This window comes from Micromonospora sp. CA-259024 (assembly GCF_050936255.1).
Lineage (GTDB): Bacteria > Actinomycetota > Actinomycetes > Mycobacteriales > Micromonosporaceae > Micromonospora.
The window spans coordinates 3780056-3795828 of the sequence record NZ_JBNJND010000001.1 but is presented as its reverse complement, the minus strand read 5'-3'; the positions used below and the strand labels follow the sequence as shown (position 1 = coordinate 3795828).

The 15773-nt window shown below is 72.5% G+C and carries 16 protein-coding genes; 8 read left to right on the top strand and 8 right to left on the bottom strand.

Translation table 11 applies throughout. The features are described from left to right. Nucleotides 1-21 precede the first annotated feature (21 nt). From ACQEUX_RS16720 to ACQEUX_RS16710, 3 genes are read right to left on the bottom strand one after another with little or no spacing between them, the layout of a single operon-like run. On the bottom strand, nt 22-1785 hold the full coding sequence (locus ACQEUX_RS16720) for an FtsX-like permease family protein (RefSeq protein WP_433048128.1): 1764 nt from the start codon (nt 1783-1785) through the stop codon (nt 22-24). Between the two features lies 1 nt (nt 1786). Further along, complete coding sequence (locus ACQEUX_RS16715; RefSeq protein ID WP_433048125.1) at nt 1787-2515, bottom strand: ABC transporter ATP-binding protein; 729 nt, start codon at nt 2513-2515, stop codon at nt 1787-1789. Further along, complete coding sequence (locus ACQEUX_RS16710; RefSeq protein WP_433048122.1) at nt 2512-3051, bottom strand: PadR family transcriptional regulator; 540 nt, start codon at nt 3049-3051, stop codon at nt 2512-2514. Before ACQEUX_RS16710 ends, ACQEUX_RS16715 begins: the two co-directional genes overlap by 4 nt. A gap of 147 nt (nt 3052-3198) precedes the next feature. On the opposite strand from ACQEUX_RS16710, the gene ACQEUX_RS16705 reads away from it, so the two are divergent. From ACQEUX_RS16705 to ACQEUX_RS16675, 7 genes are all read left to right on the top strand, one after another. Next, nucleotides 3199-3435, top strand: coding sequence for an HTH domain-containing protein (locus ACQEUX_RS16705; RefSeq protein ID WP_007457155.1), 237 nt, complete (start codon nt 3199-3201; stop codon nt 3433-3435). Further along, the gene (locus ACQEUX_RS16700) at nt 3435-4013 is read left to right on the top strand and encodes a Clp protease N-terminal domain-containing protein (protein WP_433049895.1); all 579 of its coding nucleotides are present in this window, start codon (nt 3435-3437) and stop codon (nt 4011-4013) included. The genes ACQEUX_RS16705 and ACQEUX_RS16700 overlap by 1 nt, the downstream gene beginning before the upstream one ends. A 93-nt stretch (nt 4014-4106) precedes the next feature. Beyond that, nucleotides 4107-5111, top strand: a complete 1005-nt coding sequence (locus ACQEUX_RS16695) for a diacylglycerol/lipid kinase family protein (protein WP_433048118.1) — start codon at nt 4107-4109, stop codon at nt 5109-5111. Then, the gene (locus tag ACQEUX_RS16690; protein ID WP_433048115.1) at nt 5104-6105 is read left to right on the top strand and encodes a YihY/virulence factor BrkB family protein; all 1002 of its coding nucleotides are present in this window, start codon (nt 5104-5106) and stop codon (nt 6103-6105) included. The genes ACQEUX_RS16695 and ACQEUX_RS16690 overlap by 8 nt, the downstream gene beginning before the upstream one ends. Nucleotides 6106-6175: 70 nt before the next feature. Then, a complete protein-coding gene (locus tag ACQEUX_RS16685) occupies nt 6176-7666 on the top strand; it encodes a phosphatase PAP2 family protein (protein WP_433048112.1) in 1491 nt (496 codons plus the stop codon). 8 nt (nt 7667-7674) lie between these two features. Beyond that, nucleotides 7675-8484 carry an endonuclease/exonuclease/phosphatase family protein gene (locus ACQEUX_RS16680; RefSeq protein ID WP_433048109.1) on the top strand — a complete coding sequence of 270 codons (810 nt, stop codon included), beginning with the start codon at nt 7675-7677 and terminating at the stop codon, nt 8482-8484. Nucleotides 8485-8537: 53 nt separating this feature from the next. Beyond that, entirely contained in the window at nt 8538-9578 is a 1041-nt protein-coding gene (locus ACQEUX_RS16675) for a hypothetical protein (RefSeq protein WP_433048106.1), read from the top strand. 152 nt (nt 9579-9730) lie between these two features. On the opposite strand, the gene ACQEUX_RS16670 is transcribed toward ACQEUX_RS16675, so the two are convergent. After that, entirely contained in the window at nt 9731-10606 is an 876-nt protein-coding gene (locus ACQEUX_RS16670; protein WP_433048103.1) for an alpha/beta fold hydrolase, read from the bottom strand. Continuing rightward, complete coding sequence (locus ACQEUX_RS16665; RefSeq protein ID WP_433048100.1) at nt 10603-11565, bottom strand: TIGR03557 family F420-dependent LLM class oxidoreductase; 963 nt, start codon at nt 11563-11565, stop codon at nt 10603-10605. Before ACQEUX_RS16665 ends, ACQEUX_RS16670 begins: the two co-directional genes overlap by 4 nt. 376 nt (nt 11566-11941) lie before the next feature. Here ACQEUX_RS16665 and ACQEUX_RS16660 point away from each other — a divergent pair, with 376 nt between their 5' ends. Next, nucleotides 11942-13261 carry a cellulase family glycosylhydrolase gene (locus tag ACQEUX_RS16660; RefSeq protein ID WP_433048097.1) on the top strand — a complete coding sequence of 440 codons (1320 nt, stop codon included), beginning with the start codon at nt 11942-11944 and terminating at the stop codon, nt 13259-13261. A 55-nt stretch (nt 13262-13316) separates the two neighbouring features. On the opposite strand, the gene ACQEUX_RS16655 is transcribed toward ACQEUX_RS16660, so the two are convergent. The 3 genes from ACQEUX_RS16655 to ACQEUX_RS16645 form a co-directional block, all read right to left on the bottom strand. Beyond that, the gene (locus tag ACQEUX_RS16655) at nt 13317-13637 is read right to left on the bottom strand and encodes a DMT family transporter (protein WP_433048094.1); all 321 of its coding nucleotides are present in this window, start codon (nt 13635-13637) and stop codon (nt 13317-13319) included. A gap of 376 nt (nt 13638-14013) precedes the next feature. Further along, nucleotides 14014-15282, bottom strand: coding sequence for an RNA polymerase sigma factor (locus ACQEUX_RS16650; RefSeq protein WP_433049892.1), 1269 nt, complete (start codon nt 15280-15282; stop codon nt 14014-14016). A 24-nt stretch (nt 15283-15306) separates the two neighbouring features. Then, nucleotides 15307-15708, bottom strand: coding sequence for a YciI family protein (locus ACQEUX_RS16645; RefSeq protein WP_433048091.1), 402 nt, complete (start codon nt 15706-15708; stop codon nt 15307-15309). Nucleotides 15709-15773: the final 65 nt, after the last annotated feature.

Sequence of the window (15773 nt, the reverse complement as noted above, 5' to 3'; positions counted from 1 at the left end):
CCGGATCGGGTGGCTCGGCTGTCAGGTCGGTGCGGACCGGAGTGTGTCCACGACCGGGCGCCGTGCGGCAACCGTCGCGGGGATGGCGGTGAGCGCGGCGATGGCGAGCAGGACTCCGAGCGCGGTGGCGAGCAGCGAGGAATCGGGTGGGTACCGGACCTCGCCGGTGCTGACGAACGCGACAAGCCCGATGCCGGCCGGGATCCCCACGGCGACGCCGGGTATGGCTGGAAGCAGTTGCGCCACCGCCAGACCCACGCCGGCCTGCGCGGGCGTGGCACCGAGCGTCCGCGCGACGGCCAGCGGCTGCCGGGCGTCGAGGACCGCGCTCCAGGTGCTCACGACGGCGTTGATGAGCGCGAGAACGCACAGCACGACGGTGAGCACGAGCGTGGCCTGCTCGCCCCGTTCCACCCGGGGATTGGCGAGTTCGGTGTAGCCGAGGTCGAAGTGCACCGCCTGGGTGTTGACCATGAGTATGCCGACGAGCGTGGTCGTGGTGATCAGGGTGTTCACGGTGACCAGGCGGGCGCGGCGGGGCCGGCGCGCGTTGATGCGCACCCCGATCAGTAGGGCGGTGGGCAGCCGCCGCGACAGCCAGATGCGCCACCGCCGGCGCCGCGGTGGTGTTGCGGCGTCGGCCAGCGCGTGAACGGTGCTGGTGGCGGCGGCGCGCAACACCGGTACCAGAGTCGCCGCCACAGCGATCGCGAGGGCAAGGGCCAGGACGGTGATCACCATGCGCAGTGCAGGTGGCTGGGCGTTGACGGAGCCGATGAGTCCGGCGCTGGGGCGGATCAGCGCGGGTGCGGCGAACCAGCCCGCGGCGAGGCCGGTGGTGGCGGCGGCAAGCCCGATCACGAGGTACTCGGCGAGGTGGACGGCGGCGATCATGGCCGGGCCGGCGCCGACGGCCTTCAGTAGTCCCACCCGGCGCCGCTGACCGATGATCCGGCCCGCGACGATGCCGGCGACGCCGGCCAGCGCAAGGCCGTTGAGCAGCCAGCTGCCGACGAGCAGAGCGACCTGCGCGTCGCTGTACAGCCGACCGTTGAGGTAGCTGATCTCCTGCCAGGTGGTGAGTTGGTCGCCGACGGTGTACGTGCTGCTGGCCGCCGGGTCGGCGAGTTTGAGGTTGAGGGCGTACGACAGCGGCTGGCTGCCCGCGAGCGTGGCGATGTCGCTGTGGTCGACCCAGACCAGGCCGCCGCGCTCGACCAGGATGCTGCCGGGGTAGTGCCACCCGGCGTACGGGTACGTCGCTCTCGCGGCGGTGACCGCGGTCCCGATCACGCGCAGCGGATGGCCGTCGATGGTGACCGTGTCGCCGGTGCGGATGCCGAGGGCGTCGGCGAAGGCGCGCTCGACGACCACGCCGCCGGGGCGTACCCAGGTGCCGTCGGTCACGGCGGGCCGGTCGATCGATGCGGGTGTGGTGTCCCGGCCCGCTACGACGGTGTGCGCGGACTTGCCGCGGGCCGTCATCGTCAGGTAGGCGATCGGAAAGGGGCCGCTGTGATCGGCGACGCCGGCCCCGGTGGTCAGCGATGCGAGCTCGTCCAGTGCGGCCTGGCCGGTGGCCCGGGGTGTCACGATCACGTCCGGGCCGGCGGTGGCGGTCCGGGTCTGCTGGTACGGCCGGTCGGCGATTTCGTTGAGGGTGAGGCCGACGGTCAGTGTGGCGGTGGCGGCGGTGATTGCGGTCAGGAGCAGGACGGTTTCGGTTCGGCGGCGGCGCAGGTCCCGCATCAGCAGCCGGCAGACGAGCAGGAGGCGGCCGGCCATGTCAGCGCCGCCCGTCGTAGAGGGTGCCGGGGGCCGTGCTGGCAAGTCCGTTGTCGTCGACGAACGCGCCGTCGCGCATGGCGATCACCCGGTCGGCGACCGCGGCGATGCGGGGGTCATGGGTAACCACCACGAGGGTCTGTCCTGCGGTGCGCAGCTCCTCGAACAGCCGCAGCACGTCCAGGGTGGCGGCGCTGTCCAGGTTGCCGGTGGGTTCGTCGGCCAGCACGACCAGCGGCTCGTTGCTCAGCGCGCGGGCGATGGCGACCCGCTGGCGCTGCCCACCGGACAGCGCCGAGGGCAGGTGCGTAGCGCGGTCGGCCAGCCCGACCCGGTCCAGCAGGTACATCGCCCGCTTGCGGGCCCGCCCCGGTGACTGGCCGGCCAGCAGCGCGGCAAGCTCGACATTCTCCACCGCGGTGAGTTCGTCCATGAGGTGGAACGACTGGAAGACGAACCCGAGGCTGCCACGCCGCAGCCGGGCCAGGGCCCGTTCGCTCATCGTGTCGATCCGACGGTCGGCCAGCCACACCTGCCCGCCGGTCGGGCGTTGCAGCCCGCCGAGCAGGTACAGCAGGGTGGACTTGCCGCAGCCGCTGGGCCCCATCACCGCCAGCGACTGCCCGGCCGGCACGGTCAGATCGACCTCGTCGACCGCGCGGACCAGCGCGTGCTCGTCGCCGTACAGCATGCTCAGCCCACGCGCCTGCAACACCGTCGACCCGGTCATGCCCCCGCCTTCCGTCCGGTCGGACCACGTTCAGTCCACAGGCGCTCACACGCCTCCAGCCATTCCAGGTCAGCCCGCAGCCGCAGCACGACACCCTCCAGCAGCAGTCCGGCAACCGGATCCACCGACCGGTCCAACGCGGCCCGCTGGGCGTCGCGCAGCCGGCGCAGCACCTCACGCCGCTGCGCGTCAACCAGGGCCACCGGATCGGCCAGCCGGGCGGTCGCGGCAGCCACCAACTTGAGATGAAACTCCGCGAGGTCCGGCTTCGGCCAGCTCACTTCGGTCAGCCAGTTGGCGACTCGCTGCTGGCCCTCCGGGGTCAACGCGTACACCCGGCGTTCGGGCCGGTCCGGCAGGCCCTCGGCCCGCTGCGAGGTCACCAGCCCGGCCTTGCCCAGGCGGGTCAGCGTCACGTAGATCTGCCCGGCGTTCATCGCCTCGCCCAGCGGGCCGAGCGCGGCACGCAGCCGGCTGCGCAGCTCGTACCCGTGCGCCGGCTCCTTCGCCAGCATGGCCAGCACCACGTCCTGCACCCAAGCGCACCCTTCGTCTAGATCGTTAATAGATAACGGCTAGCTATGGCGCTGTCAAATCGCGAGGGCGGAATGCGGCGGACGGAGCAGGCAGGCGTTCGTCAACTGGGGTTGACACGCGTGGCGGTGTCAACGTATGTTGACGGCATGAGTCAGGCGACAGAACTCGCGGCGGCAGCCGGCAGCACCGACCCTCGGGTCGGGCTCCGCGCCGTCCGCGCGCTGCGCCGGCTGCTCGAGCGGCTTGAGGTGGTCCAGGTGGACAACGCCCGTCGGCAGGGCTGGTCCTGGCAGGAGATCGCCGACGCGCTCGAGGTCAGCCGGCAGGCGGTGCACAAGAAGCACGCCGGGCGACCGGCGGTCAACTCATCCTGGGAGGCGTGATGTTCGAACGGTTCACCGACCGGGCGCGCGGCGTGGTCCGACGGGCGCTGGAGGAGGCGCGGGCCGAGGGCCAGCGCCCAGTCGGCACCGAGCACCTGCTCCTCGCCCTGCTCGCCGACGACGCCGGCCTGGCCAGCCGGGTGCTCACCGACGCCGGGGTACGCGCCGACGACCTCCGCGAGCGCGTCCGGCGGCACACCGCGAGCGGCGGTGCCGGCCTCGGTGACGCGGACGCCGCAGCCCTGCGGGAGATCGGCATCGACCTGGCCGCGATCGTGGCCCGCATCGAGCAGTCCTTCGGTCCGGACGCGCTGCGCGAGGCCGTGCCGGCACCGCGCCGCCGCTGGGGGCGCAAGCGGTACCTCGGCGGCCCGTTCTCGCCCCGTTCCAAGAAGGCGCTGGAGTTGTCACTGCGGGAGGCGCTGCGGCTGCGCCACCACCACATCGGCACCGAACACATCCTGCTCGGGGTGCTCCGGGAAGGGCACGGGCTGGGGGCGCTGGTGCTCACCGAGTCCGGGGTCGACCTCGACGATCTGCGTCGACGGGTGGAGCTCGCGCTACGGGCGGCGGCCTGACGGGTGTGGTCGGGTTGAAACCTGTCTGTGGCACTTCCGACGCCGGCCGGTCGCCGGGTCGCTGACGGCGTCCGGGTGCTGCACACTGGCGCCGTGGATGCTGGACACGACAGGCGGCCCGCAGGCGGCGACGGTGGGCTGCGCTCCGCCGTGGTGGTCAACCCGGTGAAGGTCGACGATCTCGACGAACTGCGCCGCACCGTCGACGACGCGCTGACCGCCGCCGGCTGGCCCGCCCCGCAGTGGTACGAGACGACAGTCGAAGACCCGGGCCGCGGTCAGACCGAGCAGGCCGTCAAGGCCGGTGTCGACCTGGTCTTCGCCTGCGGCGGCGACGGCACGGTGATGTCCTGCGTCAGCGGGCTCGTCGGCACCGACGTGGCCCTCGCGGTGCTGCCGCACGGCACCGGCAACCTGCTCGCCGCCAACCTGGGGCTCTCCACCGACCTGGCCGCCGGGTTGCAGGTCGCCGTCGAGCGGGGGCGACGGTTGCTCGACGTCGGTGCCGTCGAGGACCGGTACTTCACCGTGATGGCCGGCATGGGCTTCGACGCCCAGATGCTCGCCGCCACCTCCGAGACCACCAAGGCCCGCATCGGCTGGCCGGCGTACGTGGTGGGCGCCGCCCGCCACCTGCGCGACCGGCCGATGCGGGTGCAGATCCGCATCGACGACCGGCCGCCGGTGCGGCGCCGGGCCCGCTCGGTCCTGATTGCCAACGTCGGCCGGCTCCAAGGCGGCGTACGCCTGCTCACCGAGGCCGAACCGGACGACGGCTGGCTCGACGTCGCCGTGCTGACCCCGCGCAACCTGCGGCACTGGCTGGCGCTCGGCTGGGCCGTCATCCGCCGCAACGGCCAGGTGCCACGGATGGAGGTGTTCCGGGGCCGGCGTGTCGTGGTCACCAGCAACCGGGCTCAGCCCCGGGAGTTGGACGGCGACCTCATCGCTCCGGGCCGGCAACTGCGGGCGGAGGTTCGGCCCGAGGCGCTCTGGCTCTGCGTCCCACAGCCCGAGGCCGCCCCCGACCTGGCCGTCGACGCGCACGGCGCCGGGGAGCGGGGCGAGCGGCTGATCAAGGAAGCGCGCCGTGAGTAGCACCCGGATCGTGCCGGAGACCCGGCTGATGGCCGACGAGGAGCTGTCCGCCGACGATGCCTGGCACACACTGCGCCGTCAGGGCGGCTGGCACCTGCTGCGGGACGCCTTCATCCGGTTCCGCTACGGCGACGGGTTCAGCCACGCCCGGGCCTTCGCGCTGCAACTGTGCCTCGCCGTGGTGCCGTTCCTGATCGCCCTCACCGGCCTGATCAGCGAGCTGGGCGTCGAGGAGGGCGGCCAGGTCGTCGCCGACACCGTCCTGGCGCTCACCCCCGGGCAGAGCGCGGACGTGGTCGCCGAGTTGCTCGGCGAGGGCGAACGGGTCGAGGATGCCGGGGAGCTGGCACTCACCCTCGGTCTGCTCACCGGGCTGGTCGCGCTGACCACCACGATGGCGCAGATCGAACGGGGCGCCAACCGCATCTACGGCGTCGAGCGGGACCGCCCCGCGCTGCGCAAATACCTCCGCGCCGCCGTGCTGGCGGTCACCGCCGGCCTGCCCGCGCTCGCCGGCTTCCTGATCCTGGTGGGCGGCGGCGCGATGGGCGACTCGGTACGCGAGCACTACCAGTGGGGTGGGCTCGCCCACGGCATCTGGGACGTGGTCCGCTTCCCGCTGAGCCTCGGGCTGACCGTCCTCGCCGTCGCCGTGCTGTTCCGGCACGCACCACGCCGTAACCAGCCCGGCCTGTCCTGGCTGTTCTTCGGTGCCGGGATCGCCACCGCCCTGTGGTGGCTGGCCAGTCTGCTGCTCGCCGCGTACGTGCGGTTCAGCGACGGCTTCGGGCAGACCTACGGCGCGCTGACCGGCATGATGGCGCTGCTGCTCTGGGCCAACCTGACCGGGATGGCGCTCTTCGGCGGGCTGGCCTTCGCCGCCCAGTTGGAGGCGCTGCGCATCGGTGTGCAGGACCCGGCCCAACCGGACCTGTGGGAGCCGGACCCCGACCGCGTCGAGCTCCTGGACACCGGGGACATGACGGCGCTCTAGCGGCACCTCACGTGTACGCGCCACGCGGATCGGGTAAAGCGCCTCGCCAGACAGACAAGGGAGGTGCGGGGTGACCGCGGTCAAAGAGGTGACGCGGCGTCCGATCGGTCATTTCGCCGAACGGAGCATCGCCGGCCTGGTGGCCGTCACCGGCGCCGGGGTGGCCTTCGGGCTGCTGTTGCTGCTCGTCCGGGTGCGGTGGAGCCCGTTGCAGGACGCCGACCACGCCGTCGCCGAGTGGTTCAACGGGCTCGTCGCCCCGCACCACGCACTCGTCACCGTCCTCCAGGCGGTGACCGACCTGGGCGGCCGGCCGATCCTCATCTGGTTGGTCACCATCGCCGTGGTCGGGTTGCTGATCCGGCGCCAGCCACGACTCGCCGTCTACCTGATCATCACCGGGGTCGGTGGCCTGATCCTCGACCCGTCACTGAAGACGCTGGTCGGCCGGCTTCGCCCGGTCGTGGACGTGCCGATCGCCAGCGCCCCGGGCAACAGCTTCCCGAGCGGGCACGCGTTGGGCTCGTTCGTCGCGTACGGGGCTCTGCTGCTGGTCTTCCTGCCGGCAATGGCGCCCCGCTCGCGCAAGCCGGCGATCGTCGGCGTCGGCGTGCTGGTGGCGCTGGTCGGCCTGACCCGGATCGCGTTGGGCGTGCACTTCATCTCGGACGTGCTGGCCGGCTGGCTGCTCGGCGCCGCGTGGCTGGGCGTCACGGCGTACGCCTTCCGGCTGTGGCGGCGCGAGCGGGGGCGGCCGGTGCCACCGCTGACCGAGGGCCTGGAGCCGGAGGCGGGGCACGACATCGCCCCCGCCCCGGCCGAGGAGCACGTGCTGGCCCATCCCCGCTCGGCGGTGGCTGAGCTGCTGGTCGGCTGGGTGCTCGTGTTCGGGGCGCTGTACGGCTTCGGCATGTACGTCAGCTACTACGCCAAGGGCACCTTCTTCGACACCCTCGACACGGAGGTGCCGCGCTGGTTCGCCGAGCGGCACACCGAGGTGCTGACCGAGGTGAGCTGGTGGTGGAGCAAGTTCGGTGACACCCACGCGATCCTGCTGATCTCGCTGGTGTTCTGCCCACTGGTGTTGGCGGTCTGGCGGCGCTGGCGGCCGGTGCTCTTCGTGGCGTTGGCGATGGTGGGTGAGCTGACCCTCTTCCTCGCCTCGGCCCGGGCGGTCGACCGGCCGCGCCCGGCCGTGGAGAACCTGGACGGGCAGATGCCCACCTCGTCGTTCCCGTCGGGGCACATCGCGGCCACGATCTGCGTCTGGTTGGCGATCACCCTCATCGTGTTCCCGCGTGCCGACCGCTGGTGGCGTTGGGTCCTCGTGGCGTTGGCGGTGCTCATGCCGGTCGGGGTGGCCACCTCCCGCATGTACCGGGGGATGCACCACCCGACCGACTTCATGGGCGCGATCCTGCTCTCCGCGCTCTGGATCGGGCTGCTCTACCTCGTGATCCGCCCGAACGCCGACCTGACGGACGGCAACCAGCCGGCCATCGAGTCGGAGAACGTGGACACCCTCGACGACGAGCTGGCGCGGGCCGGCCGAGCCGACTGAGCGCCGCCGTGCTGCGGGTGATGACCTGGAACATCCGCACCGGCGGCCGGGATCGCGGCGCCCCCGACCGGCTGGATCAGGTGGTCCAGGTCGTCAACGAGCAGGAACCGGACGTGCTGGCCCTCCAGGAACTGCGCGGCTTCGACCGCGACGGGCTGATGGCTGAGGTGGCGGGTCGGGTGGGGATGACGCCCCACCTGGCCCGATCCTGCTTCGGGCAGCCGGTGGCGGTGCTGGTCCGGCCGCCGTTCCAGGTCGTCGACGCGGGGGCGGTGCGCCGGCCGTTCCACCACGCCGCCGCCCGCGTCGTGGTGGCCACGTCCGCCGGCCCGCTCACCGTGCTCGGCACCCATCTCCACCCGTACTCCGGGGGACGACGGCGGATGGAGGTCGACTGGCTGGTCGCCGCGATGCGGCGCACCCAGGGGCCGCTGACGCTGGTCGCCGGTGACCTCAACTCGCTCGACCCGACCGTCGACCACACCGCACGCCTGGCCGGTATGCCCACCCTCTACCGGCGACGGCACCTGCGCCGCACCGGTGGCACCGTGGACACCCGCGCGATCGCCCGGTTGCTCGCCGCCGGCCTGGTCGACCTCTGGTCCTCGTTCGCGGTCGCGGCGCCGGAGGCCGACGGCCTCACCGTCCCCACCCGGTTCGGCGGGGCCGAGTTCGCCGGGATGCGCCTGGACTACCTGCTCGGCACCCGCGCGCTGGCTGAGCGGGTCCGCGACTGTCGGGTGATCCGTGGCGGAGCGGCGGACACGGCCTCCGACCACTATCCGCTCCTGACCACGCTCGAGTTGAGCGTCGGCTGACGGCTGTCGTCGAGGGGCCCACGGCGTGGCGCGCGCCGGCTACGGTGCCCACCGTGACCGATCGCCCCATCATCCGCCCGCCACTGCCCGGTGCACCGAGCGGTCGCCCGACCGCCCCGGCGGTGGCGCGGCCCGCCCCCGACTCGCCACCCGTGCACACGGCGGAGCCGGACGCCGTCGCGCTCCCGCTCGTCGCGGCCGTCGCGCGGGGTGTGGCGCTGGTCGTGGTGCTGCCGGTACGCCTGCTCTGGGAGCTGATCGCGGCTGCCGGCCGGTTGCTGCACCGGCACCTGCTCGGCCCGGCTGGCCGGTTTCTGCGCCGGTGGCTGCTCTCCCCGTTGGCATGGGCCCTGCACCGACTGGTCTGGCTCCCGCTGCTCTGGTGCGCCCGCAACCTGCTCTGGCTCCCCGTGACGTGGGCGGCCCGCACCCTCGTCTGGCTCCCACTGGTGTGGCTGGCGCGCGGCCTCGCGTGGGTGGCCCGCACCCTGATCTGGCGTCCGCTGGTGTGGCTGGCGTACTCCGTCGCGTGGGTGGCCCGCACGGTGCTCTGGGCACCGCTGGTCTGGTTGGCCCACAGGGTGCTGCGTCCGCCTCTCGTCGGCCTGGGCCGCGTGGTGGTCTGGCTCGCCGAACACCTGGTCCTGCGGCCGTTGCGGTGGCTGGGCGCGGCGCTCACGCCCGTCGGCCGGCTGCTGTGGCGCGGCGTGGGCGTGCTCGCTGGTGCGCTGAGTGCCGCGCTCACCGCGCTGGCCCGGGGGATCTGGTGGGTCGTGGTGGGGTTCGGCCGGCTGGTCGTCGCCGCGGTGGCCGGTGCGTGGTGGACGGCCGGATGGGTGCTGCGGGTGCTCTACCGACTGTTGCTGCGCCCGATCGGGCGGGGGTTGCGCTGGTTGTGGCGGCACACCGTACGGCCGCTGGCGCGGGGTGTCCGCTGGGTCTGGTCGGTGACGGTCGTGCCGCTGGCGCACGGCATCCGGGCAACCTGGCGGGCCACGGTCGCGCCAGCGGCCCGCTGGACCCGCCGTTCGGTGCTCGATCCGGCCCGGCTCGCCTCCCGGGAGGTGCTCAGCGCCCTGGGCCTGCGCCGCTGACCCGCCGAGCCGCCCGGGGCTGACGGCTCACAGCAGCAGGTTGAGGAGGACGGTCAGCACCACCGAGGCGACGATCGAGAAGAGGATCATCAGGAGGCAGCCGAGGCCACCGCCGAGCGGGCGGATCTCCACGTTGCCGAAGCGCATGAGGTTCACCTGTCCGTGAGTGCGGGAGCGAGGGCGAGGGTGTGGCGGATCGCGGTCGCGACCGCCGTCGGGGCGGTCGTGACCACGTTGTGCGCGGCGCCGGGAACGACCACCCGGTGGGCGTCCGACACCAGCCGGGCGGCCTGGTCCCGCCATCGTGCCGGCACGACCGGGTCGCGATCACCGGTCAGGACGAGGGTCGGCGTGGTGATGCGGACGAGGTCCGCCTCGATCGCGTTGCGCACCGAGTACGACAGCGTCGCGAAGACCCGCCAGGGTCGGGCGTTCCACACGTCGCGGGCCAGGATCGGCGCCTGCAACGGCGCCTCGCGCAGGGTGTCCACCAGCCACCGGCCGACCTGTGTTCGTCGGGACCGGCCCGCCGGGTCGCTGGTCGGCCCGGCCAGCACCAGCGCGCGTACCGCGCCCGGGTGGTTCGCGGCGACCGAGGCGGCCACCTCCGCGCCGAACGAGTGCCCCAGCAGGCAGACCGGCGGCAATCCGTACGCGGCCAGCCAGGCGGCCAGGTGATCCGCGTGCCCGCGTACGTCGTACGCGCCGTGGGGGTGTTCGGTCAGCCCGAAGCCGGGCAGGTCCGGCATGTACACCGGATGGGTGGTGGCGAGCGCGACGGCCAGCGGGGTGAGGTAACGGTGCGACACCGCCAGGCCGTGCACCAGCACCACGGGCGGCGTCCCGGTCCCCGGGTCCGCACCGCGCCGGGTGTGGGTGCGTAGTCCGCCGACGAGCCGCCACTCGCTGGTGAGTCCGGCGGCCGGTCGGGGCGCGGCCATGGCGAGCCGCAGCTCGGTCAGCCCGAACCGGCCGGCGCGGGTGAGTCGGGTCGAGCCGCCTGGTCGATCGGTCCCAGCTCGGCTCACAGCTCGCGCAACCGGGGCAGCAGCTGCTCCTGCGCCCAGTCCAGGAACATCGGCTGGGTCTCACCGCCGACCTGGACGATCGCCACGTGGGTGAAGCCCGCGTCGACGAACTTGCGGAACGCCTCGACGTGCGCGTCCACGTCCGGGCCGCAGGAGATGCCCTCGGCGACATCCTCCTCCCGGACGAACTGGGTGGCGGCGGCGAAGGACTCCGGGCCCGGCAGATCGGCGTTGACCTTCCAGCCCATCCCGAACCAGCGGAACTGGTCGTGCACGATCTTTCGGCACTCCGCCTCGTCGGGGCCGTAACAGATGGCCACCTGTCCGTAGCGGGGCTGGCCGGCACCGCCGGCGTCGTCGTACATCTCGATGATGTGGGGGTCGGGCTCGGTGGAGATGATGCCGTTGCCGTATTCGGCGGCCAGCGTCGCGGACTGTCGACCGGATGCGGCGACGGCCATCGGGACCGGGCGTTCCGGGCGGTCCCAGACATAGGCGTCGGGCACGTCGAAGTGGTTGCCCGAGAAGGTCAGCGTCTCGCCGTTGAGCAGCGGCCGGATGATCTGCAGCGCCTCCTCGAACATCTCGTGCCGTTGCTGTACGTGTGGCCAGCCGCCGACCACGTGCTCGTTCAGGTTCTCGCCGGCGCCCAGGCCGAGGGTGAACCGGCCGTCCGAGAGCGCGCCGATCGTGCTGGCCTTCTGCGCGACCACGGCCGGGTGGTAGCGGCGGATCGGGCAGGTCACGAAGGACATCAGCTGCGCCCGGGAGGTGGCGTGGGCGACCGCGCCGAGCACCGACCAGGCGTACGGGGAGTGGCCCTGGGAGTCCAACCAGGGGTAGTAGTGATCGGACATCACCAACTGGTCGAAACCGGCCGCCTCGGCCCGGATCGCATGGTCGACCAGTTGCTTGGGTCCGGCCTGCTCGCTCATCAGGGTGTAGCCGACGCTGACCATCCTGGTTCCCCTTCCACCGACGGATCGTTCCCGGGATACCCAGGTCGACAGCGGTCAACCCTCCCGTCCGGTTCGGCCCCCGGCACTGCTTGACGGACGGCGGCGGCCTGCCTACCGTCGCTCTTAACCGGTTAAGAGCCGGGGTGTGGCGCACATCCTGTGGTGGGGATGATCGCCCCGTGACGGCCCGCGCCTGCGTGGGCCGTCACGGCTGTGTGCAGCTCGGCCCCGGTCACTGAACCGGTTGCGCCGACCAGTTCATCGTCCTACGCTGATGCCTGCCGCCGGGAGCCGGGCGGCGGCTGCCGGGCTGCAGCCGCCTTCCCTGTCACGTCCCACCCCTGTCGGGCACCGGGGGTCCTCCCTGAGGAAGGCCATGAAGACTCGACTCTCCGCCGCCGGCGCGGCTCTGCTCGCTTTGCTCGTCGCCCTGCTGGCGTTCGGCCAGCCGGCGCACGCCGCGGCCGGTTTCACCGTCGCGAACGGCACGTTGTACGACGCCAACGGCACCGAATTCGTCATGCGTGGCGTCAACCACGCGCACACCTGGTACCCGCAGCAGACCAGCACGTTCCCCGACGTCAAGGCGCTCGGTGCGAACACGGTGCGGGTGGTGCTCTCCAGCGGCGACCGCTGGACCCGCAACACCAACGCCGACGTCGCGAACGTCATCTCGCTGTGCAAGGCCAACCGGCTGATCTGTGTGCTCGAGGTGCACGACACCACCGGGTACGGCGAGCAGAGCGGGGCGATCACCCTCGCCCGGGCCGTCGACTACTGGCTCAGCCTCGCCGACGTCCTCACCGGCCAGGAAAGATACGTCATCGTCAACATCGGCAACGAGCCGTACGGCAACCAGGGCTATGCCTCCTGGGCCACCGACAACGCCAACGCGATCAAGCGTCTGCGCGCCGGTGGGCTGACCCACACCATCATGGTGGACGCGCCGAACTGGGGGCAGGACTGGTCGTTCACCATGCGCGACAACGCCGCGTCGGTCTTCGCCGCCGACCCGGCCCGCAACACCGTCTTCTCCGTCCACATGTACGGCGTCTTCGACACCGCCGCGGAGATCACCGACTACCTGGGCCGTTTCCGCACCGCCGGGCTGCCCATCGTGGTCGGGGAGTTCGGCTTCAACCACTCCGACGGCGACCCGGACGAGGACACCATCCTCGCGTACAGCCAGGCCAACGGGATCGGCTGGCTGGGTTGGTCGTGGAGCGGTAACAGCGGTGGCGTGGAATATCTCGACATGGCCACCGCCTTCAACCCGGCCAGCCTGACGACCTGGGGCCAGCGGATCTTCAACGGTGCGAACGGCATCAGGCAGACCGCCCGCGAGGCCAGCGTCTTCGGTGGCACGCCGCCGCCCACCACCACGCCGCCGCCGGCCGGCGGGTGCACCGCGACGTACACGATCGCCAACCAGTGGCAGGGCGGCTTCCAGGGCGAGGTACGCGTCACCGCCGGCGCCACCGCGATCACCGGGTGGACCACCCGGTGGACCTTCGCCAACGGCCAGAGCGTCACCCAGTCCTGGAACGTGACCCTGACCAGCAGCGGCAACACGGTGACCGCGCGCAACGCGGACTACAACGGCCGGCTCGCGGCCGGAGCCAGCGCCAGCTTCGGCTTCCTCGGCGGCTGGACGGGCACCAACGCCAAACCGGAGGTGAGCTGCACCGCGACCTGACCGCCGGGCCGGTGGCCAGGTCCGCGACGGGCCCGGCCACCGGAACCCGTCGTGGTCAGTGCTCCCCAGCCAGGTTCACGATGACGACCCCGGCGACGATCAAGGCGATGCCGGTGAGCTTGGCCAGCCCCACCGACTCACCCAGGAACACCGTCCCGATCGCCACGATGGCCGCGGTGCCCAGACCCGACCAGAGGGCGTACGCGACGCCCACCGGTATCTCCTTGACGGCCTGGGCCAGCAGGAGGAACGCCAGCGCGTAACCGCCGAGGCAGCCCAGCGTCGGCCAGAGGCGGCTGAACCCGGCGGTGCTCTTGATCAGGCTGGTCGCCAGCACCTCGGCGAGGATGGCGATTCCCAGCAGCACGTACGCCATGCGTCCCCCTGGTCGTCGGTGGTCGATGAACGCGTCGCTGCTGAGGTTAGTGGCGGCGACGCCAGCGCCCGGCCGACCCGTCGTCGCGGCGTCCGTGCGGCCCCGGCGTCTGTCATCCGGCTCCTGTGGAGCTGATGTCACAAACTAATCGGATGCGCGGGGCCGGCACCCGTCCCGGTGGATGAATCGTTTACGGCATCAGCTCCAAAGGACGGCCCGGACACCTGCCCGCCCCTGGCCGAGCCCGCCCCTGGCCGAGCCCGCGCCGGCGCCTTGGCCGCGCCCGCCTTGGCCGAGCCCGCGCCTTGACCGAGCCGCCCCGGGGCCGAGCCGCGCCTCGGGGCCGAGCTGCGGGCCATGGCCGAGCCGCTGCCTCCTAAGGCTCGACCGCGGCCGGCGGAGGTAGAGCGTCTCCGGATGCGGCGGCGAGCCGGGCCGCCCGCATGCTCAGGTAGCGCTGTTCGGGAAGGCTGCTCGTGCGAGCGGCAGCGGTCCGGTAGTCGGCGATCGCCTGCGCCTGGTCGCCGGCCATCTCGTGCAGGTGGGCGCGGGCGGCGGCCAGCCGGTGGTGTCCGACCAGCTGCGGGTCGTGCATCAGCGCGTCGAGGGCGGCCAGTCCGGCGGCCGGCCCGTGCACCATGGCGACCGCCACGGCCCGGTTGAGCGCCACCACCGGGCTGCCGGTCAGCCGCTCCAGCACCTCGTAGAGCGCGAGGATCTGCGGCCAGTCCGTCTCCGCTGTGCTGGGCGCCTCGTCGTGCAGCGCGGCGATGGCGGCCTGCACCTGGTACGGGCCGACCGGCCCGCGCGGCAGCGCCCGGGTGACCAGCGTGACGCCCTCGGCGATGGCCGCCGTGTCCCAGCGGCTGCGGTCCTGATCGGCCAGTGAGATCAGCTCGCCGGACGGACCGGTCCGAGCTGGGCTGCGCGCGTCGGTGAGCAGCATCAGCGCCAGCAACCCGGCCGACTCACTGTCGCCGGGCAGCAGGGTGTGCAGCGCGCGGGTCAGCCGGATCGCCTCGGCCGCGAGGTCGATGCGGCGCAGGCCCGGACCGGCGCTGCTGGTGTGCCCCTCTGTGAAGATCAGGTAGAGCACCTGCCGTACGGCGGCCAACCGGTCCGCCCGCTCCGGCGGCTCCGGCATCCGGAACGGCAGCCCGGAGGAGCGGATGCGCTGCTTGGCCCGGCTGATCCGCTGGGCCATGGTCGCCTCGGGCACCAGGAACGCGCGGGCGATCTCGGCGGTGCCCAGCCCGCCGACCGCCCGCAGGGTCAGCGCCACAGCCGAGGACGTCGACAGCGCGGGGTGGCAGCAGAGCATCAGCAGGACCAGGGTGTCGTCCCGCTCGGCGGTCAACTCCTCGTCCGCGGCCGGTGCGTACTGCCGGTCGTCCGGATCCCGACGGGCGACCAGGTCCTCCCGGCGGCGCCGGGCCTGCTCACCCCGGACCAGCTCGATCATCCGGCGGTAACCGACCTGGATCAGCCAACCGCGCGGGTTCGTCGGCAGCCCCTCGGCCGGCCACTGGGTGGCCGCGGCCAGCAACGCCTCCTGCACCGCGTCCTCGGCGGTGGCGAAGTCACCGAAACGACGGGCGAGCACGCCGAGGACCTGCGGCGCGAGTTCGCGCAGCAGGTCCTCGATGCGGGGATCGGTGGTGGTCAGCCGTCACAGCTCCGGTGCCGGGGCGGACATCACCGGATGCACCTCGATCGGCATGTTCAGTGGCCGGCCGCCGGGGCCGGGTGCGGTGGAGATGTACGCGGCCAGTTCCACCGCCCGCTGCGGGCTGTCGCAGTCGACGATCCAGAAGCCGGCCAGGAACTCCTTCGTCTCGGCGAACGGCCCCTCGGTGACCACCGGCGTCCCGCCCTCACCGGCACGGACGATCCGGGCCTGCTGCGGGCCGCCGAGGCCCTGGCCGTCGACCCACTCCCCGGCGGCGGTGAGCTTGTCGTTGACCTCGCCCATGAACGCGATGTGCGCCTGGATCTCCTCGGGCGTCCAGGTGTCGATGCTCGGGAAGTCGGTCCCGGCAGCGCTGAACTGCATCAGCAGCATGTACTTCATCGTCTCGCTCCTCACGCCTGCGCACCATCCTCGGTGCTCTCACCCTGAGGTAGAAGCAGGCGGCA

What these genes read in the sequence shown, in the direction of transcription:
- ACQEUX_RS16700 (WP_433049895.1), top strand. Translation starts at nt 3,435, where the DNA reads ATGTTCGAACGGTTCACCGACCGGGCGCGCGGCGTGGTCCGACGGGCG.
- ACQEUX_RS16715 (WP_433048125.1), bottom strand. Translation starts at nt 2,515, where the DNA reads ATGACCGGGTCGACGGTGTTGCAGGCGCGTGGGCTGAGCATGCTGTAC.
- ACQEUX_RS16660 (WP_433048097.1), top strand. Translation starts at nt 11,942, where the DNA reads ATGAAGACTCGACTCTCCGCCGCCGGCGCGGCTCTGCTCGCTTTGCTC.
- ACQEUX_RS16705 (WP_007457155.1), top strand. Translation starts at nt 3,199, where the DNA reads ATGAGTCAGGCGACAGAACTCGCGGCGGCAGCCGGCAGCACCGACCCT.
- ACQEUX_RS16665 (WP_433048100.1), bottom strand. Translation starts at nt 11,565, where the DNA reads ATGGTCAGCGTCGGCTACACCCTGATGAGCGAGCAGGCCGGACCCAAG.
- ACQEUX_RS16645 (WP_433048091.1), bottom strand. Translation starts at nt 15,708, where the DNA reads ATGAAGTACATGCTGCTGATGCAGTTCAGCGCTGCCGGGACCGACTTC.
- ACQEUX_RS16655 (WP_433048094.1), bottom strand. Translation starts at nt 13,637, where the DNA reads ATGGCGTACGTGCTGCTGGGAATCGCCATCCTCGCCGAGGTGCTGGCG.
- ACQEUX_RS16720 (WP_433048128.1), bottom strand. Translation starts at nt 1,785, where the DNA reads ATGGCCGGCCGCCTCCTGCTCGTCTGCCGGCTGCTGATGCGGGACCTG.